Genomic DNA, 24,393 nt, shown 5'->3' on the forward strand with positions numbered 1-24,393 from the left:
CGCTTGCTGGAAGCTGCATACAATCTGTTCGTCAAGGTATTGTCGCTGTCTGCCATGGCGAGCGTGCTGGCTCTGCTGATCTTATTGACCCGGTTCCTGTTCAAGGATCGTCTAAAACCTACCTGGACGTATCTTCTGTGGATACCACTGATCGTGAGGCTGGCAATACCTTGGGCACCAGAAAGCACATTTAGTATTTTTAATCTGTTGCCGCTGGAGAAAGAAGCGGCGCAGAGTACCATTTTTCCGTCAGTACAGTCGGAAATCGGCTTTACTTATATGCCCGGGTTGACCGGAGAGGAAGAGGAAGCAGCGTCAGTTACTGGAATTGCAGAAACTGGACCTTTGCCGGGAGCATCAGCATCGGATGATGTGGCACAAGTCAATCCGCAAATAGACAGTTCTTCCAGGGCGACCGATTCAGGGTGGGAGCCTCTACATTTACTGGTTTTGGTGTGGCTTGGCGGAGCCGCGGTGGTACTGGGCTTGTCAGTTCGAGTACAACTTCGATTTACCGCACGGGTTCGAAGGGAACCAGAGATTCATTCCTTAGAAATCCAACGGTTGTTCCGAACCTGTCAGCAGGAGATGCAGGTACGGCGCCCAGTCAAGCTGATCGAGACGAAGCAGATTGCCGTACCGACACTACTTGGCGTTATAAGGCCCATGTTGCTGCTGCCCACCTCTACCTTACACACTCTGGAGACGAACGGGCTCCGTCATATATTCCTTCATGAGCTGGCGCATGTGAAGCGCCGTGATATTTTGCTAAATCTGCTGACAGGTCTGCTGCTGGCCATGCATTGGTTTAATCCTCTGTTGTGGTATGCCGTACGCCAAATGAAAGAGGATCAAGAGGTTGCCTGTGATGCTCTGGCCTTGAAGCATCTTGAACCAGCGTGCCACAGAAGTTATGCCCTGACACTTCTCAAATTGTTAGAAACCTTACCCGACCCGATCCGGTTGGCAGGTACAGCTGGCATTTCGAGCAGTAAAAAGGAAATGGAAAGAAGGATTATCATGATTACCAGACACAAAAAATTTACGGCAAAAAACTCACTGCTGGGCCTAGCTGTAATTATGATCTTAAGTGGCTGTACCCTGACAGGGGCAAAGCTGAATTCTGCATCAGCCCCGGCAAAGAGCGCTCCTGCTACTTTTCGGGCAGAAGCGCAGGACAAAGAGAGCACGGCTTCCAGCGTTAAAGGCACTCTATTGGCGGAAAAAAACGGAATCACGGTATCTGCTAATCCCACTGGGGAGAATGCACTTTTGCATAAAATCACGGTAGATGTGCGTGGTGAAGTAAGCCGTACGTTCTTGTGGAATGCCGGGGAAGATGAAACTCGGCCTCCATTGATTGAAGAAGCAGATGTGAACGGGGATGGGACTAAAGAAATCTTCATACGCATTACGACCGGCACGGGTACCGGACTCTCTATGAGTGAGATTCATGTGCTCCAGCCTGTTACCTTGGAAGAGCTTGTGGTCGAAGATCCGATCGAAACGTTGAATCAGAGGCTGAAATCCTCCATTATACACCGAAATAACCATACCTATGTATCTGCTGAACTGGACGGAAAGCATTTGACCAAAGTATATGATTACACTGAGGGAGCTTGGGGAGAGAAGGTCGGATTTGGCTCAATAGTTTCATACGAGCTGATAGATGACCAAATTATAGCCCACTTGGCTGGTGCAGCCTCTATGTCTGAGTTTCCGCTCGAAGTTATTGCCGTTTACGGGAAGAATCTGACCATTGAGAGCGCACAGATGTACTATGGTTCGTTTATATCTCCACCGCTCAGTGAACAGGACATCAAGTCCATGATGGAAAAACAGCTTCCGGCAAGCGGTTGGACCTTTAGCAAAGACGGAGATCAATATAGGGTGGATATAGATCCACTGAATGGCGTAGGGGAAGGCAACAGCTATAAAATTAATCCGCTTACCGGAACGGTTCATGACGTAACTTCTGGCAGTCCACTGAGAAGTCTTGTAAACCGAGAAGCGATAGATCTGTGGGATATCTCTAACGGTACAGAATACCAGAAGGAACTGTATAAGTTACTCCAACCTATCTTTGATACAGAGGGTTTCAAGCCAACAGGTACGGACTGGATTTCAGGGTTTATCGGGGATGGTTATTTGTTCAGTGATGTTAGGCAAGGAAGCAGGGAATTCACGATTAAAGTAGATGTCTTTACTGGTCAGTGGGAGGAAATTCCTGACCCGTATAAATAGTTAATTATCATAGGTCTGTACCGTACGATTGAAGAGACCATTACTAGCGAATTGAAACTAAAAGCAGCCAGTGCGCGCCGATGGATTATCGGCATGCACTGGCTGCTTAATTTTTCTAGAAGGGAGGATAGTCTCATGACTGCGTAACTTACGGATGACTAGAGGGCTATTCGACCTGGAACTGGTTTAATTCGTCCTGAAGCTTTTTGGACAACTGGTTGAGCTGCTGGGATAGCTCGGCAACCTGTTCAATGCTGTCCAATTGTTCCTGCGTGCTTGCGCTAACTTCTTCCGTCGAAGCGGAATTCTCTTCTGTAGTTGAAGAAATGATTTCGAGTGCCTGTAGGATCTCATCTTTGTGCTTATGGACTTTGGAGGTGTTGCTGCTGATTTGAATCATACGTAATCTCAAAGCCTCCAAATCGCTGTTGATGCTAAAGAATACCTGTTTCGTAGCCTCCACGGATTTTGCATTTTCTTCGGCAATTTCAAGTCCTTGGGCTGTGTATTCCACGGATGCTCTAGTTTTTTCCTCGATTTCATGAACCTTTCTGCCAATCTCCTGTGTGGCCTGTGCGGTCTGCTCCGCCAACTTGCGAACCTCTCCGGCAACAACGGCAAATCCGCGCCCCTGTTCTCCCGCACGTGCTGCTTCAATGGAAGCATTTAGCGCCAGCAGATTGGTTTGCGTAGCGATTTGATGTACCGTGTCCACGATACTTGAAATTTCATGACGGCTTTGATCAATATCATGAATGGCAGACGATATCGAATGAGTGGAGTTGTGATTTTCTTCTGCCCATTTCGATAACTGATTCAATACACCTAACCCCAGTTCGCTCTGGTCGGCAGAAGCCTGCACCATCGTCTCTATGGCTATAGCATCATTTGCGATTTCGTCAATTTGACCAGATAATGATCCGGTTTTTTGCAAAATCGTATCCGTTTCAATCGACTGGTAGTTGGTCGCATTCGCAATCTCATTAATGGCCGTTGCTGTATCGTTCATCGTTATAGCTGTACGGGAAGAAATGGATTGCAGATCTTTTGAGGACTGGTTTAATACCTGAGCGGAGGTACCCACTATTTGAAGCATCCCTTGAATTTTCTGGACCATGTTGAATATTCCGTTGGAGATTTGTCCAATTTCGTTGTTGGAATAGGCATCAAATTGAACAGTCAAATCCCCATTTTCCACCCGTTTGATTTTGGTGAGCAGCTTCGGTATGGATCTGAGCAGATAACGGAGTGTGATATACGAAAATAGAACGAGCAGAATCGCCGCTGCCACAAACCCGCCAATAGTAATCCAGGTGAACTTTTTTAATTCGGAGAGCACTTCACGCTCTGAAATAGTTAAACCTACGGACCAGCCGGTATCTTTACTTGTAGCATAGCCGATGTAACGGCGTTCTCCGTTGTCATTAATCAGATGTACGCCGGATTCACCAGCGATCATTTTCTTGCCGATCCCCCCAAGATCACCTGGCAGCTCATTAATCTTTTCCTTTGTGACCTTAGACTGGTCTGGGTGATACAGAATATCACCTGTTTTGGAGGCGAGAATGGAATAACCAGTGCTGCCTAGCTTATAGCTTTCCATTATCTCAGGGATATTTTTAGACGCTATATCAACCGCGACAAAACCGATTAATGTATTGTTGTCATTTTTTATCGGATAAAAAATACCCATCAGCATATCGCCTGTAGTGACGTCAATATAAGGATCGGAGTAGTATAGGCCGTCTGCTTCGATTGCTGGCTTATAATACGGCCGTTCTTTAATGTTAAAAGCAGCATCTGATGTCGTACCATTGTTGAGGATGTAAAAACCTTTGCCGGCAGTACTAGCAATCCATGCATCTGCAAAAGTGGGTTCCACCTTTACAATGGCAGCTAGTGTCTTTGCTACTTCAGCGGCATGCGGTGAAGTCTTGGCCATTTCTGGAGATTTGGTGGTTTCGATGTATTGTTTGAATAAGTTATTCGTTGACATTTGCTTGACCAGTGAACCCTTTTCCTTAAATAGTGCATCAATTTGACTGACAAGTGCCTGTGTTTTGGTCTGAAGCATAGATTCTTGTTGTTTCACAAGTATGCTGCGAGTGCTGGAAAACATAAAGGTTCCCAAGATTGAGAAGACGACAACAATAATAACTAAAAGTACAATGGACAAAGTATTTGCTATGCTTGATGAACCGAACCGCCTTTTTTTTAGTTGTTTTAACATGCTACCATCTCCCCCAAGTTGTCTCTGAGCAAATAGCTCATAAGAACATATCGGAAGATAGTGAGATTTTCGAAATAGTAATTTTGAGAATAAAAAAATTAAATTAAAATGGATAACGCACAGGATAAACACTTGACTGGTTCGGGATTTCAAGATGGTGGGGGGCGAGGGAGATCTTAACAATTAGTCTGTTCACTTGGGGATTTACTGATGGTTAGAAATACAAAAATGTCAATGGGAGCAGCGATGCTGTTATGTCTGGTTTTAATGCTTAGTGCTTGCTCTTCAGGGAACAGTCCTGTTAATTCTGCGAATGCTGGCCCTAGTCCGGTATCCTCTGTGCAAACAGAGACAAGTCCACCGGACTCAGCCACCAATTCAAAATCTACAAGAGTATATAAAGACAGTCAGGGGCATGAGGTTGATATTCCAGAGCGTCCACAGCGGATTGTGCTGCAGGGTAATTCGATCGGAGACCTGCTGGCACTCGGGATTCAGCCGGTCGGTGTCGACCGCCGGTTTATTGAAGAATCAGTCTATTTGGACAAGGAGATAACCCCGGCACAGGATATCGGATTTCCTACAAATCTGGAACTTGTTTTGGATCTGGAACCGGATTTAACAATGCTAGGTTATGTGATGGACAAACAATATGAAGAAGTGTCCAAAATATCACCTACTGTTGTATTTGACCAGAGTAAACCCTTGTCTGAGCGTCTGCCTGTCATTGGTGAGATAGTGGGTAAAAAGGCTGAAGCAGAGCAACTGTTGTCCGAATATAATCGCAAGGCCGAGAATATGTGGAGCGGATTGCGTCAGGAAGGCAAACTTGCCGAAGGAGAAACAGCGGTAGTGCTGATTTATTATTGGAACAAGACAATGTATTTGATGAAAACTGGTGGCATTCCTGCACTACTGTATCAGCCGCAGGGCTACAAAATGTCAGAAGCAGTGAAGGAAATTGAGCCGGCAGAAGGCGCGCCTTATATTGAGGTCTCCCCTGAGCTAATGCATAAGATGCTTATTGGTGACCATTTGTTTGTCATTTATCCGGCCAATGCTGATGCGGAAAATTCCTTTAATGAGTTAATGAAAACTGCGTTGTGGAGCTCGCTCCCTGCTGTTAAGAGCGGAAAAGTTACTTTTGTGGAGACCAAATGGAATTACGACGATATGCTGACCAGCAGCATGCTGCTGGATGAGTTCCCTAAACTGCTGACTAAATAAATGAGATCTCAGGTTAACCCTTGACGTGAAGTTTAATGACCGTTTTGAATGAGAGAAGTGAGATTCAACAAAGAAGCAGTGAAGTAACTCGCTGCTTCTTTGTTTTGCTTATAAAGTAGAGGGTGTTGAATATAGGAAAGTAATCGGCTCATTGATTTTTGTTGATTAGCTAGACGCTAAGAGTAGCATCGATTAATCTGAAGAAGTAGAATGCGGGTTATGCTTGAATCGTGCACACAGATAAACGGAGGCTGACTATGACTTACTCACAGATTTGGAACAACTCAGGAAATGAAGCCGATATTCTCTATTTGGAACAGCAGATTGAAACCGTTAAAAAAGAAATAAAACGAGCAGAAGCTGCAGAGCTTCAGGAAATATTGGAACAATCAAATCGTAAGCTGGCTGAACTGGAAGCGAAGCTGGACGAGCTAGAGGATTAGGGGCAAGCCGTCCATCGTACCGCCCATAGAGTGGCTTTTCTGCGCTAGTTTAGGAACAAAACAGCTTGGGGGCTGACTTGACTTAAGTATTTCCTTCTGACCCTGGCTCGTGTGCTATGTAGAAGTTAAAATAAGCAGATTTGCACCGATGTCTTTATAGTTTTATAATTGTAGCTTACAGAATCGTATTACTGGGAGGAATGGGAAATGGATAAAAATAGAAAATACATGCTTGTCGGTGCGCTTCTGACAGGGGGAGGTGTCTCTTTGATGGCCTATACAGCAAGCCGCTATACTTCGTTTAAACGAATCGTAGCTAATACCATCCGATTGGAAGAAATCGCCTCTCTAGAAATCTCGCGATTGTCTTCAGTTCCCGGTGAAAAGAAAGACATCATTATTACTGATCCTGCTGTTATTGAGCGGATCTTTACTGATTTCTCTCATGTTCAATTAATGAAATCGGCCCGAAATGTCAGTTCTGACAAAAATTTCAGCTATTATATTACGATAGTTCAGGCTGATCGCAAGCAACGATTTGATATTATTCTAAAAAGCAGACAGCATATGATCATCTATGACAATGATTTAAGCAATCCTCACTTGAATGCATATAAAATTATCAGTCCTTATAATCCGCAAGCACTGGAACAGGTTTTTGACTGATCCGCAACCGTTAACTTCATACGCCTGAATTTATATAGAAGTGCGCAATGAAGTAATATCGTAGCCCATTTCCTGCATAGCATCCAATCCATATATGATCTCTATTGTCCGGGTGCCGTCCCAGCCTTTAGCCGTTCCATATTCGATCCATTCGCGGATACGCTGTGGATGGTTTAGATTATAGACAACATCAAACCCTTTTTTATGGTTTTGCAGCAGATAGCCTGTATTCAGCGGACATCCGGCAATCGGATCATCCCATGTTAGGATTTGGATGCGTAGCGGATGGAGCTTTACATTTTTATGATAAACCTTTAATTCAAGCAGACTCCGTTTGTCATGGATTCGCATGCCCAGTATGTAGCTGTATTCCAGTCCCCTGAGCGTGATAGAACGCAGCTTTTTTTTCATAATAATCGCCTCTCATCCCAATAATTTTGTTATCATAGCAAGCATAGGGATATTTTTCAAGCAATCAACAGGGAGGATGTTCATATGAAGTATGAATTTGGGATCATGGCATCCATTACAGAATTGGTGGAGTACCCGGATGAGCAGAATGATGCCTACATTGCGCACCCGAATTTTCAGATGATCATGGATCAATTGGGCATTACAGTACCCGTTGCGGAGATTTATGAACATTTTTTTGCCAACCCTGTTCACAACGGACATGTGCTTGTTTACAGTAATCCAGTGCAGCCAAACGCTTGTATTGTCCTCGACACTTACCGTGATCCGCTGGACCAGCTAGATATGATTTATTTCGGATGGCGCTGTTCGTCCGAGATAGACTTGATCCGCGAGCTGTCCCGGCGTTTTTATGATGAATGTGAATTTGCGGTCCGTTATGAAGAAGGTCAATCCGTACTTTACAAGTTGTTGAAGGAGGATGCCTATCCGCGAAAATTTTACTACAATACCGTGTTTGAGCAGCAGTTGAAGCGATACCCGGCAAAATAGGCGATAGAAATACATAACCGAATAACTTAGCAAAAAAGCGCGAGTTCAGGGCAGTGCTACCCGGGCTCGCGTTTTCTATATACTTGATTTTGAAATGTTCTGCTTCATTCAGGCAATTACTGCGCCGTCAGCAGCTGCTCCAGAATTTCGGAGGGAGCAGCGGATTTGGGCGAACTTTCATTTTTTTGTTGCGAACAGGCACTTAACACAGCAAACTGAGACACAAGGCATAAACAGATTTAGCTTTCATCGTGAGTTCCTTTCAAGCGGTTATTTTGACTTCTAGACGGTAATATCGATGAATTGTATTGATAATCATTCTCAACGTCAGCGGAAATAAAAACCTATCATAAGACATGATAGGCCTGCGCACAACTATTGTTTGCTGCTGCAAACGGCAATATAATTCAGATCTTTACCCGTCGTATTAAAAAAGGTATACATCTTTTTGAACTGTTCCCGGTTCTCTTTCTTGAGCCCGTTTTTCACAATACGCAGCGCCCCGATAACCCCTTCATCACGAATGAGTCCATTGATACTCATCAAGGACATGGGACCGGTAGCATTGTCTACTTGCTTAAAGCCTGCGGAGTGGAACAATCCCGCCCAATGCCCAACAGACAGTGGTTCGACATTGATGTGAATGGTGCGGCGCAGCTCGGCCAGACGTTCTTCCATATTTTCCTTGGCAAAGGTAATATCATGGGTAAGCAGAATGCCGCCAGGTTTCAGTACCCGATAGTATTCGGCGACTGCCTTTTCCTTCGCAGGCTGGTTAAGCATCGTGAGCATGGCTTCATTAATGACAACGTCAAAGCTCTCATTCTCAAAAGGTAGCTTCAGTGCATTTCCTTGCCGGACACGGATATAGTTTTCCAAGTTGGCATTTTTGATATTTCGGTTTGCTTTTTCCAGCGCCCGCGGGTCCATATCAATGCCGGTAATTTGACAGTGGTATTTCCCGGCCAGTTGAATGGAGGTGGTGCACATATTGCAGGCTACCTCCAATACCTGGTTGTCCGTACTCAGATTGGCTTGCTGGATCAGCCAGTTGGTTGCTGCAACGCCGCCGGGCCGCAAACGTTTTTTTCCCAGCCGCGCTAAAAAATTATGGCCTACTTCCTTTTTCATCGCATTCACCCCATTACTTATCCGGCTTGACTACAACCAGAAGCATCTGAAACGCCTCTGTTGCGTGTAGGGCATGCGGAATATTGGCCGGCATAACGAGGGTCTCCCCGGCATGAACAGTGTACTTGTCTTCTCCAATTGTAATTTCCGCTTGCCCGGACAAAATGTTGACCATGGCATCACCCGGGGAAGAATGTCCCCCAATCGACGAGCCTTTGTCCAGCGAAAGAAGTGTCATTGCCAGATTTGGCCGCTGTACAAGGGTCAGACTGGAAACCTGCTGTTCCTCTATTGTGATGATGTCCTTCAAATCAATGACTGCGGATTGCGGCAGTTTTTTAATGAATAAACCTGTTTCCATTTTGAATACCTCCGTTTTATATACTAATTTGCAGAAATTTGCAGCTGCTGCGGGCGGAATAATCATGCCAAGTGCCCGCTGGGACGATAACGGATGCGCCGGCTGTCAATTGATAGGGCTCTTCCGCCACCAGCAGATGAAGCTCGCCTTCCAGCACATGGATGATTTTAGATTTGGGGGAGGTCTCTGAACTGATGGTCTCCTCCTGATCCATGGCATACAATACCCATTCCGGTTGTGCCGCTGTTTCGGCTGCAGATACGGGCAATGCCAGCACTCGGCTCGCAATCCGGTGTGGCTTAACGCTGATCATATCTGTTAAAAAAAATACCTTGCCTGCTGTAATTCCACTCATACGATCCCCCCTGTTCAAAGTACAGCATTTTGTTTATTTCCAAATTGCTTGATTGAATGATTCCTGCAATTTGATATAATGAGAATGACCAATGAGAATTATTCTCATTTATTTTATTGTAGCAGAGTATTTATCATGACTCTGTTGCCATGGCAACAGGAGGCTGAGAAAATTGCAGAAATATCTGAGCAGGATACAGAGCACTATTTTGTTTAAGGGGTTCGCGGAGCGGGAGGTGCAGCAAGCGCTGAGCTGTTTGCAGGGCACAATCAAGGATTTTGCGCGGAAGGAGGTTATTTTTAGAAAAGACGATATTCTGGATTCGGCGGGCATTATTATCCATGGCAATGTTCTGCTGTGCAAAGATAATATCTCAGGCATGAGATTTATTTTCTCGGAGCTCGGGGATGGGGAAATCTTTGGCGAAACGGCGCTTCGCCTTGTCCAAGAACACAGCGGCTATGAAGCGGTGGCGGGTTCGGAATGCCGGATTCTGTTTGTCAAAATAAATAAAATTGTCCGGCCCGGCCAGGACACTTGCCATTTAAGGGGCCGGATCATTGAGAATATGCTGGCCCTGCTGCTTGAGAACAACCGGTCCATCTATCAAAAGCTGGATCTGGTCTCCCACAAATCGCTGCGGGACCGTATTCTGCATTATTTAGCCCTCCAGACCAAAAAAAACAATTCCGCCTGTTTTGAAATTCCGTTTACCCGCAGCGACCTGGCTGATTATTTGACTGTTGACCGCAGCGCCTTGTCCAGAGAGCTGCAGCGGATGGCGCAGGACGGGCTGATCCGGTTTAATCGAAATCAATTTGAGCTGTTGGACGCGGAGAATCAGCTGCGGATCAGCGATTTTTAGAATAATTCCTCCAAACCTTGAAAAGAGTACGCAGCTAGAAAATGCACTAGAAAAGTATTTGACCGATCTAAACAGCATAAAAGAGGTAGTTGAAGTTAGTTAACTGTTGACTTGAGTTTTGATTTGTTGATTTTAGCTATCTATCGGAGTTACTCATAAATACAAGAGCCCGCGTCGGACGCGGGCTTTTGTATGTTACTCTCCTCCAGTAGCCACCGGGTTCTCCTCATATGAAATCCAATTACTCCGACTACCCGCATACAACTTCCTTTATAGTCTTCCAATTGCCACGATCAACGCCAGAACTACAAAAAAGATATTTACGCCGAGCTCCCGGTACTCTTTTCGCCCAATATGAAACAGCATCCCGAGCAGTGCAACCGCAGCCAAAGCGATCGCGGCGATCGGCGTTAGCAACGGAGCTATGTTCAGTGCTCACGGCAAAACAAGGCCCAGCGCTCCGAGTAGCTCCGCGATTCCGATCAGAACAACTAGTCTTTTCGGCACATCATTTACCCAGGCCCATGTCTTTTTTGACGACTCAATACGAACGGTTTTCATCCATCCCGAATATACGAAGCCTGCCGCCAATACGATATGTACGATGCTGTACGGTGAAGAAGACGAAGCAGAGGCAAACGTATCCGACCTTCGGAAAATCGATTTCTTGCCGTAAACGTTTCGGTATATAGCGCAAGCTAAAAAAGCCCGCAAAGATTGCGGGCTTTTCCTTTTCTTAAATATACAAATAAAAACGAACGCTTAACCCTCTCCCGTAGCCACCGGATTCTCCTCATATGAAATCCAATCACTCCAGCTTCCCGCATACAGCTTAACATTCTTGTACCCGGCTTTGCCTAGCGCGAGCACATTAGGGCAGGCACTTACACCTGAACCGCAGTACACAATAATCTCTTGCTCAGGATCAATTCCTTCATAATGCTCTTTCAGCACCTCAGTTGATTTCCAGCGCCCTTGCTCATCGAGAACATCCTTCCAGAACTTATTGATCGCACCAGGAATATGACCTGCCTTCGGATCAATCGGTTCTTCCAAACCTTCATAGCGACGGGACTCGCGGGAATCAATCAATAGTGCGCCACCGGCGTTAACTACATTTTGCACATCTTCCATGCTAGCAAGCATCTTCTTCTGAACATCTGCTTCATACTGGCTAGGAATCCGAACCGCTTGATGATCACTGACGGGGAAGGATGCTTTTTTCCAAGCAGAGTAGCCTTCATCCATTACAAACACACGTTCATGCCCCAAATATTTAAGCATCCACCACAGACGGGAAGCGTAGGCACCACCTTGATCATCATAAGCAACAACAATACTATCTCTGTTAATACCAACCTTACTAAGTGCGGCAGTTAGCTTTGAAATTTCTGGCAGTGGGTGGCGTCCCCCGTGTGAGCTTACAGGAGCGGAGAGTTGTTCTTCCAGATGTAGATAAACTGCGCCGGGAATATGATCTTCTGTATAGGCTTTACGTCCAGCTTCCGGGTCAGTAAGTAAAAAACGGCAATCAACTATAACAAGTTCAGGCTCGTATAACCGAGCAAGCAGCCATCGAGTAGAAACGATCGGTTCCATAAAGTAGCCTTCTTTCCTGTTTAATATGTATGGAGTCATTATAGCGGAAAATAAAAGAGGGCGCACCTTAAGCTTATGGCTTAAACTGCGTCCTCTAAAAATTAGATCAAACGATATCCCGAAGGCAAGTTACCGCTGCTGCGGATATTACGGATTTGTTCGAGGGTTAAGCGTTGGTTAGTAGAAATAATGGACTCCACGTCATTACCTGAAATGAAATCATCCAGATCCCTAATGTTGCGGTTCCCGCGAAGTACACGGAAGTTCCCTCTAAACCGTGTTCTAGTGAAAAGTACCAGTGTAGCATTGCTGCTAGTAGAGAAGAACCGAAGGCTCTCAATACCATCGAGGATGTTGTCCGTATTACGAATACCCAGGTTGCCAGTATATATTCTACGGCGTCCATTGAAGTTTTCTTCATCGTACACGGTCAAGCGAGGGTAAGTCTGCGATACATGAACTTCTTTTTTCATTTGTAATTCCTCCTTTGTTATCTAATCTATGTTCATATAAATTTTTTGCTTGGCTAATAGTCTAATAGAAAGCCCTTATTTGCATTAACTTATCATTTTGGGCTTTACTTCAATAACATATTAGTGTACTATTCAACTATAACACTGACACAATAAAACGAATGAACAATACATTAGTTGGCAGGGAGGATCCGCATGAAACAGAGGAGTGGTGTAGAGATGAAAGATTCAGTCGTTCTGCAAATGAATGAGGTAAGTAAGATTATCAAAGGAAGACCGATTGTGGATAAGCTGACATTTGATATCCGTAAGGGTGAAATTGTTGGGTTGTTAGGTCCAAACGGTGCAGGTAAGACCACAACGATTCGAATGATGACGGGTTTAATACGGATGAGTGAAGGCGATGTGATTATCCAAGGTCACAGTGTAAGGAATGATTTTAAGCAGGCGATTGGCCATATCGGTGCGATAATTGAGAATCCAGAGTTTTATCCGTATATGACTGGACTTGATAATCTGAAGCAGTACCAAAGAATGACGGATAATATTGAGGCTGGCAGAATAGATGAGGTTGTAGAACTGGTAGGACTTCAAGAAGCGATGAATAAAAAAGTAAAGGCTTATTCGCTGGGCATGCGCCAACGTCTAGGGATTGCTCAGGCGCTACTCAATCGGCCCAAGTTATTGATTTTAGATGAGCCTACGAACGGACTTGATCCGGCTGGAATACGGGAAATGCGTGATTATATGCGTACCATCGCCGAAGTGGAAGGCATCTCTATTCTAATTTCCAGCCACTTGCTCACTGAAATTGAACAAATATGCCATCGGGCTATCGTAATCCAGAATGGTAAGCTGGTAACCGTAACTGCGATTGGTGAAGAGCAGGAAGCAACCGCACAAGTAAAGCTAACCATCCGTGTAGGATCGGTTGAAGCGGCGATAAACCTCTTGGAGCGTTTAGATTATGCGGAATTGGCCTCCATGGACAGCGCTCGTTCTGAAGTGATAGTAAGTCTGCTTGATAGCAGAGTACCGGAGCTTGTATCTGCTTTTAGTGATGAAGGTGTGGGAATTTTCCGGATTACGGAGAATAAACAGAGTCTTGAGGAAGATTTCTTGAAATGGACAGGAGGAAACCGCATTGCGTAACTTCAATAATCTTATTGTTAATGAATGGCTCAAGATTTCAAAGAAACGCACATTTATTGTGCCATATGTGATATTAATTCTATTATCCCTGCTATTAGGTTATATTGTTCATTCTGTTTCACCTGACATGTTTGAATCAGCTTATGATTTTTCAGCTATGATGCTGCTTTCCCAAGGGATTGGCCAAGTGATTACAATTCTTGCGATCATCGGAACAGCAGGTATTGTCTCAAAAGAGTATAGTCAAGGAACCATTAAGTTCCTGCTTATCCGCGCCAGAAGCCGTACAGCAATCCTCGCATCCAAATATGTGGTTGTACTGTTGTATGCTTTGACTTTGACCGTCATCGGAGGCATAGCCGTTTTTGGAACAGGAGCTTTGTGGTTTGGACTAAGTGGTGGAGAAGCGGGTATGAGTGAGATGCTTACAAACCTATTGTATAATCTCGTTAGTACGGTTGTGTATGGAACACTTGCTTTTATGCTGGGGGTATTAACCACTTCAACTGGGGTAACGATTGGGGCTACTATGTTTGCGCTAATGATAGACAAATTGATTATTTCTCGTGATTTTTACAAATATGTTCTGTTTCCTAACTTAAATTTAGCTGCTTATGAAGGTGGAGGAGCACCTATGCCTGGAATGACGCTGACCTTTTCCATCGTGATGCTTGCCTTATACACAGTTGTCTTTCTTCTCATAGGTTTCTCCGTCTTTAGACGAAGGGATGTTGCTTAATCATGACAATCGAATTCGATAACAACCTGCCGATTTATATCCAGATCATGAATTACATCAAAGGTGAAATCGTCACAGGCAAGCTGAAACCGGGTGATAAAATTCTCTCGGTACGAGAACTTGCCAGTGAGCTGCAGATTAATCCGAATACGGTGCAAAGAACTTTTCAGGAACTGGAGCGTGAAGAAATCGTGGAAACCCGGCGTGGAATGGGAAGATACGTCACAAGTAATGAAGGTACTATCCTGACTATCAAAAAAGAAATGGCAAAAGATGTGCTGGATCGTTTCATTCGTGGTATGCAGGATCTTGGCTTTCAAGGCGAAGATATTTTAGCGGCGGTGGCGGAGAATATCCGCAATAAGGATGGAGAATAGGGGGATACGCAAGTTGGAAAATATACTTGAGGTTCATGAAGTTACAAAAAAATATAGTTCCAAGCATGCCCTCCGCGAGGTATCCTTTAATCTGAGTGCGGGTAAGATCACGGGACTGTTAGGCAGTAACGGCAGCGGCAAAAGTACACTTATGAAAATCATCGCCGGGCTGTCACAGCCTACGACCGGTCGTGTATCGGTCATTGGGGGTTCTGTAGGAACAGAAAGTAAAGCGGTGGTATCGTTTATGCCTGATAAGCCGCTTACAGAATCTTGGATGAGTGTTTCTGATGCTCTAAAGTTCCAAACTGACTTCTATCCTGATTTTGATCTGACTAAAGCCTCGCGAATGTTGGAGTTTATGAAGCTAAGTCCGCAAGATAAGGTAAAGGATCTGTCCAAAGGGATGAATGAACGTTTACAGCTTACACTTGCTCTATCACGCCGAGCTAGCCTTTATTTGTTGGATGAACCCATTGGTGGTGTAGATCCGGTAGCTAGAACAAAAATTCTTAATGCATTGGTAGAGTTTTATGAAGAGGATAGTACCATTCTCTTATCAACCCATTTAGTATCGGATATTGAGCGGATCTTTGATGATGTGATTTTTATAAAAGAGGGAGAAATTGTGATGCATACGGCGGTAGAGGATATCCGGCTTCGCCAAGGCAAAAGCATAGATGAACTGTTCAGAGAGGTGTACGCAGAATGCTAAAGCTAGTGAAGTACGATTTTAGACGAGATAGGGATAAGTTCCTTGCTGTTTTTGTAATCATAATTCTGGCGCAGATCGGGTTGGGGTTCACTAAATTACATGACTATGAAAGGTTTATTTTGAACGGATTAACTTATGTCATCGCAGGGCTGATCTTTCTTGTCATGGCAGCACGAACCTTTTTTAACAATATAAATTCCTATAATCGTCGCCTATTGCCCGTAAGAACCCTGAACACAGTCCTTTCTCCGTTAGTACTTTTTTTAGCTCTGCTGCTGGGTATTATTTTAATAGCTTTGATGCATTTAGGCGTGTATCTCTCGATGTATTCCACATTAGTTCTTCCAGAGAATTTCTGGACAGTGGGATTGTTAGTTCTTTTGCAGGCATATTGGTTTGCCGGTTATATCATGCTTACCTTGATGGTCTCCATTACGGTTGCGCGAAGTATGAAATTTAAGGGGCGAGTATGGATTGGGCTGGCCACTGCGTATTTGTTACAGAATGGAATATCCTATTTGGAATATTTGATTTTCAATAGTAACTTCACTGCTTGGGAAAGTGTATTCCAGTTCGAGGTCATAGCTGAGACCGATACCCGAAGTGGGATACAGCTTACACAGGGTCATTTGAATCTAGCTCCTCTTCTATTTGAAGCGGTGATAGCAGTTCTCCTTATAGCAGTCATCATCAAGCTCGTTAAAAAAAGAGTGGACGCCTAACCACATGGCGGAATAGTTTTTAGAACGGAGGCAGAGCGATTTAGCTTTGTCTTCGTTTTTGTGCAAAAAAAAGACGTCCTTCTAAGTGAAGGGCATCTGTTATGGTAAGTTCTACAGACCTTCAACCCGAAGGGTGGCGGTCCATGTCTCAAGCTCTCTTATTAGGCGGTCTTCCTCATTCTCGTCCAAGCGGAATTTAACTCCATATTGATATTGGCCAAGTCCAAACATCCAACCCCAACGGGCGCTGCATAAGAGCTGAAGCTTCTCTTCATTTAATCGAAGATGAATAATAAGCCTGGTATCTCTTGCCGTGAATCGAAGATTCAAAGGGGTGCGTACTTTACAACCCGAACGGCTAAGATCGAGTAATACAGCCTCTGTTAACTTTCCAGCACCTGGACCGGAATTGTTAAGCGGAACTTCAATCCAGCATTCAAGCGGATGGTTCATAACATAACGGAATGGTTCTTTCCTGCTGGACACATCCATAATTTACCTCCCCATTGTTTATTTGCTATTATATCGAAAGGGAATGTTGAGAACAATCTACTAAAGTGCTATTTTTAATTAAGAATTAATTTTTTTAATACTGATGAAGGTGATGAGACTTATATGTACCAATACCTTAATGAAACGTTCCGTAATCACAATTTTGACCAAGGAAGCTTGCAGGATGGTGAGTTAAACAACTGCACATTCGAGCAATGCTCCTTCAAAGGCACTTCTATGGAAGAGATGAACTCTATTGGCTGTCGATTTATTGATTGTGATTTTACAGGAGCCATGCTTAATGCGTCTCACCATAAAGGTTCAGCTTTTACCAATTGTAAATTTACGGGAGCGAACCTGTTTGTATCTAAATTTGAAGATTGCAAGATGGTAGGATCGGATTTCTCAAACGCTTATTTGGACGGAATCTCGCTGCTTGGAGGGGACTGGTCGTACACGAACCTTAGACATACCAATCTAAGCAGACAGGATCTGCGGGGGATTCGATTTACAGAAGCGGATTTAATGGGCTGTAATTTGCAAAAAAGTGACTTGCGTGGAGCGGATTTGAGCCGTGTACAATTGTCTCAATGCAAGCTTAAGGGAGCGGATATGCGGGAAGCGATTGTTGAAGGCATTGATTTAAAGAGTCTGGATCTACAGGGAGTGCGGATGGATATGGAACAGGCGGTACTCTTGGCACGTTCATTTGGGGCAAAAGTAGGGAATTAGTAAATAGGGGCATCAGTTGCTAGTACTTTAGCGATGGGTGCTCTTTTTAATTGAATTTGAAGGATTTCATCAGGAAAGATGCCTAAAGACCTCCGCTAGCAAACCAATGCTTAGAGCGGAGGTGGTGGCAAACGCAGATTATTATAATTAACTCACTGCTGAACCTATGTATTATTGCATATGAAATATTATGCGTTAACGTAACCGTTTTCTGGGTTTTGCCCACCATTTGATCCATAAGAATCCATCATCATCACGAAAAAACTTTATACCTACCCAGCGTAAGGGTGTCCATACTTCTTTAAAATAATATGAAGGCATAGTCTGTTAGACCCTCCTATATAGTAAATTATTACTATATATTACGCTAATTCTACGGGATTCACAAGCTAGATTTACTAATAATTACATATTGTCCGGGTAAAATGAGGTGATAATGCATTATGCAGGACCTAAGGCACCGCTTGTGCTACCGAGAAGTGCACCCCTCCATTTCACATATACGCTCCAAGCTTCACCATTATCCAATAAGCTTTTGCAGGTATACAGCCCTTCCTCGATAGAGTTGACTTTTCCAGCTAGATGTAATCTTGCTGCACCGTTCAGCAGAGTTTGATTATAGAAAGCCATGTGACCGCCGCCCTGTAGAACTGCCTCAGCTGTCATTAGCTGTTGATGTGGTGTCCAATGGACTTCAGGAACAATTGTATCCAAACCAAATCCTTCCGGATCAATAATATCAAGAGCCGCCACACCGTTCTCGACAGTGTAAACGCGGGTAGGTCGGTCGATGAAAAGATCCTCGGAGCCTTCCACCCCTTGGACAATTAACGCCTTTTGATAACCAAGCTTTATGAGTAATCTAGATAATCGGTCAAAGACTGTATTATGGTATATCCCGAAGATAATAAAAGGAGAGCAGGCGTAGTCAATCAGCTTCTCGGCGGTGTTGAATAAGGTTCTCATACCAATTTCCTCACGGATGCTGCGAAGGTCGCCTAGAGGAGGGCACCATTCTTCAGCATCGGCAAATAGTACATTACTCTTGTTAGCAGCTGAAATGGCTTTTGTACGTTCTAGCGCAGTTTTCTCAATCCCAGATTGATAGATGATATCTTGTAAAGTGATTCCCCATTTAGGAGGCAGAGAAGCAGTACCGTGTAGTGTGACTGGCAGTCCGGCCGCGGACAATAGAAATGCAGTGGGAAAAGTTGCGATGAATGAGGATTTTCTACCATCATAGGGTCCGGCGCAATCAAGACCTTCCGCAAAAAGGGGTTCGCGATGCGCATATTTACGTAAAACGTAGACGAAAGCTTCAAGTTCTTCTACGCTTTCTAGCTTAATCCGCTCAGCAGCCAGAAAGGCTCCAATCTGAGCAGGAGATGCTGTTCGTCCGAGTATAGATTCTGCGGCATATGTAGACTCTTCATAATTTAAATCTCGGGCGCCTCTTTTGCCTCGGGCGACTTCTTTTAAAATGTTGATCATAGGTATATTCCCCCCTTAGGTTTGATCTTGCAGTAATTGATAGACTCTAACGATTGAAGTAGCTACATCAACCATACGTTTACGTTCATTCATTGCTTGTTTACGGAGAAGATCATAAGCTTCAGATTCGGAAATATTCTTGACCTTGGACAGGATACCTTTAGCCATATCAATCCATTTCCGTTCTTCGATTCGAGCATGCAGCTGTTCTCGCTCTTTACGCCATTGTTGTCTTTCGAAACATTGCTTGGCACTGAAATGAAGGATCCAATGGATCTCCTGTGAGAGCATGGAAGGCGATAATACACCATCCACCATGATATTATCTTCACATGCAGCAAGTGAAAGTGTGGCTGTTTCGTCAGTACACCACCAAAGGATTGGTGCAATCTTATGACTCATTAGTAAAGTACCCCAGCTATTGATCTCTGTGATGGGTAAATGGAGTATGGAAGCATCAGCGTCTTTGATCCGTGCCACAGCTTCTTCTTGTGTAACGGCTACTGTGACAATATATCCGGAGGAACGGAGAATGGCATCCGTTTTACTATTTGAGCGCTCGGCTGTGTCCTTCTCTGTCGTGCTATTCTGAATAATCAACAGGGAATGCATAGTTCGACGCCCTTTCTTAATCGTTATGTTATTTTATATAACACAGAAACGATGGGTTGTCGACGAATTTAAGATTTTTAAATTTTATATGTCATAATTGTTGACGTTCTCTGATTCCTGTTGTATAGTCGGTTTAACAAATTAATCATTCACGAATACAACGGTGTATTCGACTGAAGCGGCAATGGCGCCTGCTTTCACTTATCGCAATGGAAATGTAAGTTTCCGTGTGGAGTGGAGCGGGCTTTTTGGGTTTTCCAAACGGAGAGGAGAGATATAGATGATAGCTGCGCGCAAGAAACTGGTGTTAGTCGGCAATGGAATGGCGGGGGTTCGTACGATTGAACATTTGCTCAAATTAAATCCTGAGGGGTATGAGATTACCATCTTTGGTTCGGAACCTTATCCTAACTATAACCGGATCATGTTATCTTCCGTTCTTGCTGGTGGAGCGAATATGAGTGAGATCATCATCAATGATCTGGAGTGGTATCACAGCCAAGGTATTAAGTTGTATATGGGACATACGGTGACTTCAATAGACAGTGAGAGTCGAAAGGTATATTCCGATAAGGGGATCACTGCCGAATACGATGAGTTAATCCTAGCTACAGGATCGAATCCCTTTATGTTGCCGATACCGGGTGCGGATAAAGAAGGGGTCATTGCTTTTCGTGATATTAAGGATTGCCAGATCATGCAGGAGACTGCAGGATCTTATAAAAAGGCGATTGTCATCGGTGCAGGCCTGCTAGGGCTGGAAGCGGCTAGAGGTCTGTTACATCTGGGAATGGAAGTCACTGTAGTGCATATCCACGATTATATTATGGAGCGCCAGCTGGACGAAGCTGCATCAGTAATGCTCAGAAGAGAGCTGGAAGCTCAAGGAATGAGATTTCTGCTCCATAAGCAGTCCGAGGCGATTTTAGGTAAGAAGAGAGTAAGAGGTTTACTATTCACAGATGGTAGCACAGCCGATGCGGATCTTATTGTCATGGCAGTTGGGATTAAACCAAATGTTGAATTGGCAAAGAAAAGTGGTGTGCAGATCAACCGCGGAATTATCGTAAATGATTATATGGAGACGAATATCCCCGGTATCTTTGCTCTGGGGGAATGTGCCGAGCACCGAGGAATCGCTTATGGTCTGGTAGCTCCTTTATATGAACAAGGTGCCGTATTAGCAAAAAGGCTGGCTGGAGTTAAGGTTGAAGGATACATGGGTTCTGTAACTTCTACCAAGCTGAAAGTATCTGGTGTTGATGTATTCTCAGCAGGACAATTCACCGAGCCGGACGGGTCCAGGGCGCTGCGATATCAGGATGAAATAGAAGGAGTCTACAAAAAGCTAGTTATACAAGATGACATGTTAATCGGGGCAGTACTATTTGGTGATACCAGCGACGGTGCTCACTTGTTCTCGATAATTAAGAATAAAGAAAATATTAGTGGAAGAGAAAAGGAACTGTTATTAGGAATCTCAGCGGATGTGTTCTCATCGACGCAAGGGAATCGGTTGGAAGTTATGCCGGAAGATGAAATCATTTGTGGATGTAATGGTGTTTCGAAGGGGACTATTGCTGAAGCGATTGAGTCTGGAGGCTGTACCAGTGTAGGGCAAATTAAGGCGTGCACCAAAGCATCCGCTTCCTGTGGGGGCTGTAAACCACTTGTAGAAGGGTTATTGCAACTCTATGCAGGTGATGCGGTCACCGTAGTTAAAGAAGGAATATGTGGCTGTACAACGCTGAACCGTGATGAAATTGTTTCTGAGATAAAAAGAATGAAGCTAATGACAGTTAAAGAAGTGATGAATGTTCTGGAGTGGAGTCAGGAGGAAGGTTGTGCGAAATGCCGCCCGTCGCTGAACTATTATCTGGGCATGTTGTGGCCTGAGGAATATATAGACGAGAAAGAGTCTCGTTATACAAACGAGCGATATCACGCCAACATTCAGAAGGACGGGACTTACTCTGTGGTTCCGCGAATCTATGGGGGGGTAACTTCACCTGCAGAATTGAAGAAGATTGCAGAGGTTGCCGAGAAATTTGCTGTTCCTATGGTGAAGTTTACTGGAGGACAAAGACTAGATTTGCTTGGCGTTAAGAAGGAAGACTTGCCTAAGATGTGGGAGGAGCTGGATATGCCTTCCGGGCATGCTTATGGCAAAACGTTACGTACAGTGAAGACCTGTGTGGGGTCTACCTTCTGCCGATTTGGCACTCAGGATGCGATCAGTATGGGGATTACACTGGAAAAACAATTCGAACGCCTGAATGCGCCGGGTAAAGTGAAACTTGCGGTTTCCGGATGTCCTCGTAATTGTGCGGAAGCGACGATTAAAGATTTTGGTGTTGTGGCGATAGATGGTGGATGGGAACTGCATATTGGTGGGAATGGAGGGGTACATGTGCGGGCCACGGATCTTCTATGTGTGGTGAAGACTGAAGAAGAGGTAGTCGAATGGGCAAGTGCGTTCTTACAATATTACCGTGAGCAGGCCGGCTGGAATGAGAGAACTGCACACTGGGTTGAACGAGTAGGGGTAGACAATATAAAGAAAGCTCTTGAAAGTCAGGAGGAGCGCTTGGCGCTCAAAGAACGAATTGAGACAGTGCTGGGGCTCACTACTGATCCTTGGAAACAAATTGTGAATGAGCCAGAACTACGTAAGAATTTCGAAGCTATTGCACAAATAGAGAGTGTTTAAAGGGGGGCTAATGATGACTATAACCAAAATGCTCGTTGGTAAAGTAACTGATATTGATACAAGGGGTTCACGAACTTTTAGGGTCAATGACATGGAGATCGCGTTATTTCGACTTTCAGATGGTGAGGTTCTTGCGGTAGAGAATAAATGTCCTCATAAAGGTGGCGCATTATCCGAAGGGATGGTATGTGGTACGAAGGTTCACTGTCCTCTGCACGACTGGAAGATTGACCTGCATAGTGGAGTTGCTATGGAGCCAGATAAAGGCTGTGTTGTTACATTTGATGTAGAAATTGATCCTAATAGTGGTTCGATCTATGTAACCATTTAAAGAAAAGACCGTTGAAGGGGGATTAATCATGGATTATATCAAACCACGTGAAGTGCTGAACGCTATGATTGAAAGCGGCAAGAACAAAGCAGAGTTATCTATCCTGCAGTTATTGGTGAGAGGTAGTCTGGGTGGAGCGATTCTGGCTTGTGCTACTACACTTGCATTTACAGCTGCGGCGCAGACCGGGATTCCTATGGTAGGAGCTATTATTTTTCCGGTAGGGTTCGTAATGATTATTCTACTTGGTCTAGAGCTAGTGACAGGCAGTTTTGCGCTGATCCCTCTGGCGGTTCTGGAAAAGAAGACAACAACGAAGCGGATGTTGAACAACTATTTATGGGTTATATTCGGACATCTGCTCGGTTGTGCGGTATACGCTGTTCTTTATGGCCTTACGATTACAAAAATGGGCACAGATATGAGTCATCCAATGATTCAAACCCTCATTAATACAAGTGAGGCCAAGACCATTGCCTATAAAAATATGGGTGGAGACGGAATGCTGTTAGTTATTATTAAAGCCATGCTCTGTAACTGGATGGTTACCTTAGGGGCTGTTATGGCTATGACTTCGAGCTCTACCTCCGGTAAAATCATTGCCATGTGGCTGCCAATCCTAACTTTTTTTGGACAGGGGTTTGAGCACACCGTCGTAAATATGTTCGTGATCCCTGCAGGGATGATGCTGGGAGCGAGTGTTAGCTTTGGTGACTGGTGGTTATGGAACGGCATTCCTGTTCTCCTTGGAAATTTTATTGGAGGTGTTCTGTTTACTGGAATTCTATTCTATCTCTCTCAAAAAAGTTTCAAGGGCAGTCGCTTAACTCCTGCGTCTGATGTATCGACGGGTCGCGGAGATTCTGTTGTGCTGGAACAGGTTGTGTTGGAGAAAACGATATGAAGCCGGGATGCGTAGCTATAGTTGGAGCGGGACCGGGAGATCCAGAACTTATAACGATAAAAGCAATGCGGCGAATCCAAGAAGCAGACGTTATTTTATATGATCGCTTGGTAAATGAAGAATTGCTTAACTATGCCAAAGCCGGAGTAGTAGTAATCTATTGTGGTAAATCTCCAGGCCAGCATTCAATGTCACAGGAGAAAATTAACGGGCTGCTCATTCAATATGCTAGCGAAGGCCATAGAGTGGTCCGACTCAAGGGTGGAGACCCCTTCGTATTCGGCAGAGGCGGGGAAGAAGCACTGGCTGTCGTGCAAGCTGGTATTCCTTATGAAGTCATTCCGGGTATAACTTCCGCAATCGGTGTAGCCGCTTCCGCTGGAATTCCCCTGACACATCGTGGTATTGCAGCGTCTTTTGCCGTCGTCACGGGTAGTCGCTGCCCTGAGCATGTTGCTCCTATACAATGGAACCGGTTAGCGCATAGTGTAGATACTCTTGTTATTTATATGGGAGTTAGTCAATTAAGCCATATTCGTGAACAACTCTTAATACACGGAAAAGATGCCCAAACACCGATTGCGTTGATTGAGAATGGTACATTTGCTTGCCAACGAACAGTGACAGGCACGCTGGAGAATATCGATAAGCTGGCAGTGGCCACAAAGATTAAAAATCCTGCTCTTATTATAGTAGGGGAAGTTGTGAAGGTGAGAGAGCAACTGATACATTTACAGGGATTAGTGAGATCGGAAATTAGCTAAACACGGGAAAAGTGCTTGATCACAGTGGATAGCAGATGTCGATGTCATGAAAAGATAAAGGAGCAGCGGTTCTCCAATAATAGGAGAACCGCTGC

At 44.5% G+C, this 24,393-nt stretch carries 28 protein-coding genes; 16 read left to right on the forward strand and 12 right to left on the reverse strand.

Annotation, left to right across the window (positions count from 1 at the left end):
* Nucleotides 1-3: 3 nt before the first annotated feature.
* Nucleotides 4-2,244 carry a M56 family metallopeptidase gene (locus NSQ50_RS13215; protein ID WP_076224153.1) on the forward strand — a complete coding sequence of 747 codons (2,241 nt, stop codon included), beginning with the start codon at nt 4-6 and terminating at the stop codon, nt 2,242-2,244.
* A gap of 166 nt (nt 2,245-2,410) precedes the next feature.
* Here NSQ50_RS13215 and NSQ50_RS13220 read toward each other — a convergent pair whose 3' ends face one another.
* On the reverse strand, nt 2,411-4,474 hold the full coding sequence (locus NSQ50_RS13220) for a methyl-accepting chemotaxis protein (RefSeq protein WP_076224156.1): 2,064 nt from the start codon (nt 4,472-4,474) through the stop codon (nt 2,411-2,413).
* A 210-nt stretch (nt 4,475-4,684) separates the two neighbouring features.
* Here NSQ50_RS13220 and NSQ50_RS13225 point away from each other — a divergent pair, with 210 nt between their 5' ends.
* The 3 genes from NSQ50_RS13225 to NSQ50_RS13235 all read left to right on the forward strand — a co-directional run bounded on the left by NSQ50_RS13225 (nt 4,685) and on the right by NSQ50_RS13235 (nt 6,810).
* Nucleotides 4,685-5,701, forward strand: coding sequence for an ABC transporter substrate-binding protein (locus tag NSQ50_RS13225; protein WP_051491460.1), 1,017 nt, complete (start codon nt 4,685-4,687; stop codon nt 5,699-5,701).
* 257 nt (nt 5,702-5,958) lie between these two features.
* The gene (locus NSQ50_RS13230) at nt 5,959-6,144 is read left to right on the forward strand and encodes a hypothetical protein (RefSeq protein ID WP_036686420.1); all 186 of its coding nucleotides are present in this window, start codon (nt 5,959-5,961) and stop codon (nt 6,142-6,144) included.
* A gap of 207 nt (nt 6,145-6,351) precedes the next feature.
* Complete coding sequence (locus tag NSQ50_RS13235; RefSeq protein WP_036686422.1) at nt 6,352-6,810, forward strand: hypothetical protein; 459 nt, start codon at nt 6,352-6,354, stop codon at nt 6,808-6,810.
* Between the two features lie 30 nt (nt 6,811-6,840).
* Here the strand turns inward: NSQ50_RS13235 and NSQ50_RS13240 are convergent, their stop codons facing one another.
* The gene (locus NSQ50_RS13240) at nt 6,841-7,221 is read right to left on the reverse strand and encodes a hypothetical protein (protein WP_036686425.1); all 381 of its coding nucleotides are present in this window, start codon (nt 7,219-7,221) and stop codon (nt 6,841-6,843) included.
* 84 nt (nt 7,222-7,305) lie between these two features.
* Between NSQ50_RS13240 and NSQ50_RS13245 the strand changes: the two genes are divergently transcribed.
* Complete coding sequence (locus NSQ50_RS13245) at nt 7,306-7,773, forward strand: hypothetical protein (RefSeq protein ID WP_036686427.1); 468 nt, start codon at nt 7,306-7,308, stop codon at nt 7,771-7,773.
* 375 nt (nt 7,774-8,148) lie between these two features.
* On the opposite strand, the gene NSQ50_RS13250 is transcribed toward NSQ50_RS13245, so the two are convergent.
* From NSQ50_RS13250 to NSQ50_RS13260, 3 genes are read right to left on the reverse strand one after another with little or no spacing between them, the layout of a single operon-like run.
* Entirely contained in the window at nt 8,149-8,904 is a 756-nt protein-coding gene (locus NSQ50_RS13250) for a class I SAM-dependent methyltransferase (RefSeq protein ID WP_036686429.1), read from the reverse strand.
* Between the two features lie 13 nt (nt 8,905-8,917).
* Nucleotides 8,918-9,265 (reverse strand): cupin domain-containing protein, encoded by a 348-nt coding sequence (locus tag NSQ50_RS13255; RefSeq protein WP_036686430.1) that lies wholly within the window; start codon nt 9,263-9,265, stop codon nt 8,918-8,920.
* Nucleotides 9,266-9,281: 16 nt separating this feature from the next.
* Nucleotides 9,282-9,620 (reverse strand): cupin domain-containing protein, encoded by a 339-nt coding sequence (locus tag NSQ50_RS13260; protein ID WP_036686432.1) that lies wholly within the window; start codon nt 9,618-9,620, stop codon nt 9,282-9,284.
* 172 nt (nt 9,621-9,792) lie between these two features.
* On the opposite strand from NSQ50_RS13260, the gene NSQ50_RS13265 reads away from it, so the two are divergent.
* Nucleotides 9,793-10,485 (forward strand): Crp/Fnr family transcriptional regulator, encoded by a 693-nt coding sequence (locus NSQ50_RS13265; RefSeq protein ID WP_036686434.1) that lies wholly within the window; start codon nt 9,793-9,795, stop codon nt 10,483-10,485.
* Nucleotides 10,486-10,755: 270 nt separating this feature from the next.
* Here the strand turns inward: NSQ50_RS13265 and NSQ50_RS13270 are convergent, their stop codons facing one another.
* From NSQ50_RS13270 to NSQ50_RS13285, 4 genes are all read right to left on the reverse strand, one after another.
* Nucleotides 10,756-10,902, reverse strand: coding sequence for a hypothetical protein (locus NSQ50_RS13270; RefSeq protein ID WP_340949574.1), 147 nt, complete (start codon nt 10,900-10,902; stop codon nt 10,756-10,758).
* 18 nt (nt 10,903-10,920) lie between these two features.
* Nucleotides 10,921-11,199, reverse strand: a complete 279-nt coding sequence (locus NSQ50_RS13275) for a DoxX family protein (protein ID WP_340949575.1) — start codon at nt 11,197-11,199, stop codon at nt 10,921-10,923.
* A 48-nt stretch (nt 11,200-11,247) separates the two neighbouring features.
* On the reverse strand, nt 11,248-12,084 hold the full coding sequence (locus NSQ50_RS13280; RefSeq protein ID WP_076104273.1) for a sulfurtransferase: 837 nt from the start codon (nt 12,082-12,084) through the stop codon (nt 11,248-11,250).
* 101 nt (nt 12,085-12,185) lie between these two features.
* A complete protein-coding gene (locus NSQ50_RS13285; RefSeq protein WP_036686439.1) occupies nt 12,186-12,557 on the reverse strand; it encodes a hypothetical protein in 372 nt (123 codons plus the stop codon).
* Nucleotides 12,558-12,752: 195 nt separating this feature from the next.
* Between NSQ50_RS13285 and NSQ50_RS13290 the strand changes: the two genes are divergently transcribed.
* The 5 genes from NSQ50_RS13290 to NSQ50_RS13310 are packed head-to-tail and all read left to right on the forward strand — an operon-like array spanning nt 12,753 to nt 16,262.
* Nucleotides 12,753-13,709, forward strand: coding sequence for an ABC transporter ATP-binding protein (locus tag NSQ50_RS13290; protein WP_256717060.1), 957 nt, complete (start codon nt 12,753-12,755; stop codon nt 13,707-13,709).
* Nucleotides 13,702-14,448: an ABC transporter permease gene (locus tag NSQ50_RS13295; protein ID WP_038570578.1), complete on the forward strand. Its 747-nt coding sequence runs from the start codon at nt 13,702-13,704 to the stop codon at nt 14,446-14,448. The genes NSQ50_RS13290 and NSQ50_RS13295 overlap by 8 nt, the downstream gene beginning before the upstream one ends.
* A gap of 2 nt (nt 14,449-14,450) precedes the next feature.
* Complete coding sequence (locus NSQ50_RS13300) at nt 14,451-14,825, forward strand: GntR family transcriptional regulator (RefSeq protein ID WP_036686443.1); 375 nt, start codon at nt 14,451-14,453, stop codon at nt 14,823-14,825.
* A 13-nt stretch (nt 14,826-14,838) separates the two neighbouring features.
* Entirely contained in the window at nt 14,839-15,540 is a 702-nt protein-coding gene (locus NSQ50_RS13305; protein WP_170914223.1) for an ABC transporter ATP-binding protein, read from the forward strand.
* The gene (locus NSQ50_RS13310) at nt 15,534-16,262 is read left to right on the forward strand and encodes a hypothetical protein (protein WP_036686447.1); all 729 of its coding nucleotides are present in this window, start codon (nt 15,534-15,536) and stop codon (nt 16,260-16,262) included. The genes NSQ50_RS13305 and NSQ50_RS13310 overlap by 7 nt, the downstream gene beginning before the upstream one ends.
* Nucleotides 16,263-16,373: 111 nt before the next feature.
* Here NSQ50_RS13310 and NSQ50_RS13315 read toward each other — a convergent pair whose 3' ends face one another.
* Nucleotides 16,374-16,754, reverse strand: a complete 381-nt coding sequence (locus NSQ50_RS13315) for a PilZ domain-containing protein (protein WP_036686449.1) — start codon at nt 16,752-16,754, stop codon at nt 16,374-16,376.
* Nucleotides 16,755-16,877: 123 nt separating this feature from the next.
* Between NSQ50_RS13315 and NSQ50_RS13320 the strand changes: the two genes are divergently transcribed.
* Nucleotides 16,878-17,486 (forward strand): pentapeptide repeat-containing protein, encoded by a 609-nt coding sequence (locus tag NSQ50_RS13320; RefSeq protein ID WP_036686451.1) that lies wholly within the window; start codon nt 16,878-16,880, stop codon nt 17,484-17,486.
* Between the two features lie 441 nt (nt 17,487-17,927).
* On the opposite strand, the gene NSQ50_RS13325 is transcribed toward NSQ50_RS13320, so the two are convergent.
* Together NSQ50_RS13325 and NSQ50_RS13330 are read right to left on the reverse strand one after the other, a co-directional pair.
* On the reverse strand, nt 17,928-18,983 hold the full coding sequence (locus tag NSQ50_RS13325) for an anthranilate phosphoribosyltransferase (protein WP_076224159.1): 1,056 nt from the start codon (nt 18,981-18,983) through the stop codon (nt 17,928-17,930).
* A gap of 9 nt (nt 18,984-18,992) precedes the next feature.
* Nucleotides 18,993-19,589 carry an ANTAR domain-containing response regulator gene (locus tag NSQ50_RS13330; protein ID WP_036686455.1) on the reverse strand — a complete coding sequence of 199 codons (597 nt, stop codon included), beginning with the start codon at nt 19,587-19,589 and terminating at the stop codon, nt 18,993-18,995.
* Between the two features lie 280 nt (nt 19,590-19,869).
* Between NSQ50_RS13330 and nirB the strand changes: the two genes are divergently transcribed.
* Genes nirB through cobA form a run of 4 tightly spaced genes read left to right on the forward strand, consistent with a single transcriptional unit; the run spans nt 19,870 to nt 24,298 of the window.
* Complete coding sequence (gene nirB / locus NSQ50_RS13335; protein WP_036686458.1) at nt 19,870-22,299, forward strand: nitrite reductase large subunit NirB; 2,430 nt, start codon at nt 19,870-19,872, stop codon at nt 22,297-22,299.
* A 10-nt stretch (nt 22,300-22,309) separates the two neighbouring features.
* Nucleotides 22,310-22,630 carry a nitrite reductase small subunit NirD gene (nirD, locus tag NSQ50_RS13340; protein WP_036686460.1) on the forward strand — a complete coding sequence of 107 codons (321 nt, stop codon included), beginning with the start codon at nt 22,310-22,312 and terminating at the stop codon, nt 22,628-22,630.
* A 28-nt stretch (nt 22,631-22,658) separates the two neighbouring features.
* Nucleotides 22,659-23,534 carry a formate/nitrite transporter family protein gene (locus tag NSQ50_RS13345; RefSeq protein WP_036686462.1) on the forward strand — a complete coding sequence of 292 codons (876 nt, stop codon included), beginning with the start codon at nt 22,659-22,661 and terminating at the stop codon, nt 23,532-23,534.
* Complete coding sequence (gene cobA, locus NSQ50_RS13350; protein WP_036686464.1) at nt 23,531-24,298, forward strand: uroporphyrinogen-III C-methyltransferase; 768 nt, start codon at nt 23,531-23,533, stop codon at nt 24,296-24,298. The genes NSQ50_RS13345 and cobA overlap by 4 nt, the downstream gene beginning before the upstream one ends.
* Nucleotides 24,299-24,393: the final 95 nt, after the last annotated feature.

It is taken from the genome of Paenibacillus sp. FSL R10-2788 (genome assembly GCF_038003885.1).
Lineage (GTDB): Bacteria > Bacillota > Bacilli > Paenibacillales > Paenibacillaceae > Paenibacillus_AQ > Paenibacillus_AQ odorifer.

Bases quoted from the DNA above. Each gene is read 5' to 3' on its own strand.
- NSQ50_RS13220 (WP_076224156.1), bottom strand. From the start codon at position 4,474: ATGTTAAAACAACTAAAAAAAAGGCGGTTCGGTTCATCAAGCATAGCA.
- NSQ50_RS13225 (WP_051491460.1), top strand. From the start codon at position 4,685: ATGGTTAGAAATACAAAAATGTCAATGGGAGCAGCGATGCTGTTATGT.
- NSQ50_RS13230 (WP_036686420.1), top strand. From the start codon at position 5,959: ATGACTTACTCACAGATTTGGAACAACTCAGGAAATGAAGCCGATATT.
- NSQ50_RS13235 (WP_036686422.1), top strand. From the start codon at position 6,352: ATGGATAAAAATAGAAAATACATGCTTGTCGGTGCGCTTCTGACAGGG.
- NSQ50_RS13240 (WP_036686425.1), bottom strand. From the start codon at position 7,221: ATGAAAAAAAAGCTGCGTTCTATCACGCTCAGGGGACTGGAATACAGC.
- NSQ50_RS13245 (WP_036686427.1), top strand. From the start codon at position 7,306: ATGAAGTATGAATTTGGGATCATGGCATCCATTACAGAATTGGTGGAG.
- NSQ50_RS13250 (WP_036686429.1), bottom strand. From the start codon at position 8,904: ATGAAAAAGGAAGTAGGCCATAATTTTTTAGCGCGGCTGGGAAAAAAA.
- NSQ50_RS13255 (WP_036686430.1), bottom strand. From the start codon at position 9,265: ATGGAAACAGGTTTATTCATTAAAAAACTGCCGCAATCCGCAGTCATT.
- NSQ50_RS13260 (WP_036686432.1), bottom strand. From the start codon at position 9,620: ATGAGTGGAATTACAGCAGGCAAGGTATTTTTTTTAACAGATATGATC.
- NSQ50_RS13280 (WP_076104273.1), bottom strand. From the start codon at position 12,084: ATGGAACCGATCGTTTCTACTCGATGGCTGCTTGCTCGGTTATACGAG.
- NSQ50_RS13285 (WP_036686439.1), bottom strand. From the start codon at position 12,557: ATGAAAAAAGAAGTTCATGTATCGCAGACTTACCCTCGCTTGACCGTG.
- NSQ50_RS13290 (WP_256717060.1), top strand. From the start codon at position 12,753: ATGAAACAGAGGAGTGGTGTAGAGATGAAAGATTCAGTCGTTCTGCAA.
- NSQ50_RS13300 (WP_036686443.1), top strand. From the start codon at position 14,451: ATGACAATCGAATTCGATAACAACCTGCCGATTTATATCCAGATCATG.
- NSQ50_RS13310 (WP_036686447.1), top strand. From the start codon at position 15,534: ATGCTAAAGCTAGTGAAGTACGATTTTAGACGAGATAGGGATAAGTTC.
- NSQ50_RS13315 (WP_036686449.1), bottom strand. From the start codon at position 16,754: ATGGATGTGTCCAGCAGGAAAGAACCATTCCGTTATGTTATGAACCAT.
- NSQ50_RS13320 (WP_036686451.1), top strand. From the start codon at position 16,878: ATGTACCAATACCTTAATGAAACGTTCCGTAATCACAATTTTGACCAA.
- NSQ50_RS13330 (WP_036686455.1), bottom strand. From the start codon at position 19,589: ATGCATTCCCTGTTGATTATTCAGAATAGCACGACAGAGAAGGACACA.
- nirB (WP_036686458.1), top strand. From the start codon at position 19,870: ATGATAGCTGCGCGCAAGAAACTGGTGTTAGTCGGCAATGGAATGGCG.
- nirD (WP_036686460.1), top strand. From the start codon at position 22,310: ATGATGACTATAACCAAAATGCTCGTTGGTAAAGTAACTGATATTGAT.
- NSQ50_RS13345 (WP_036686462.1), top strand. From the start codon at position 22,659: ATGGATTATATCAAACCACGTGAAGTGCTGAACGCTATGATTGAAAGC.
- cobA (WP_036686464.1), top strand. From the start codon at position 23,531: ATGAAGCCGGGATGCGTAGCTATAGTTGGAGCGGGACCGGGAGATCCA.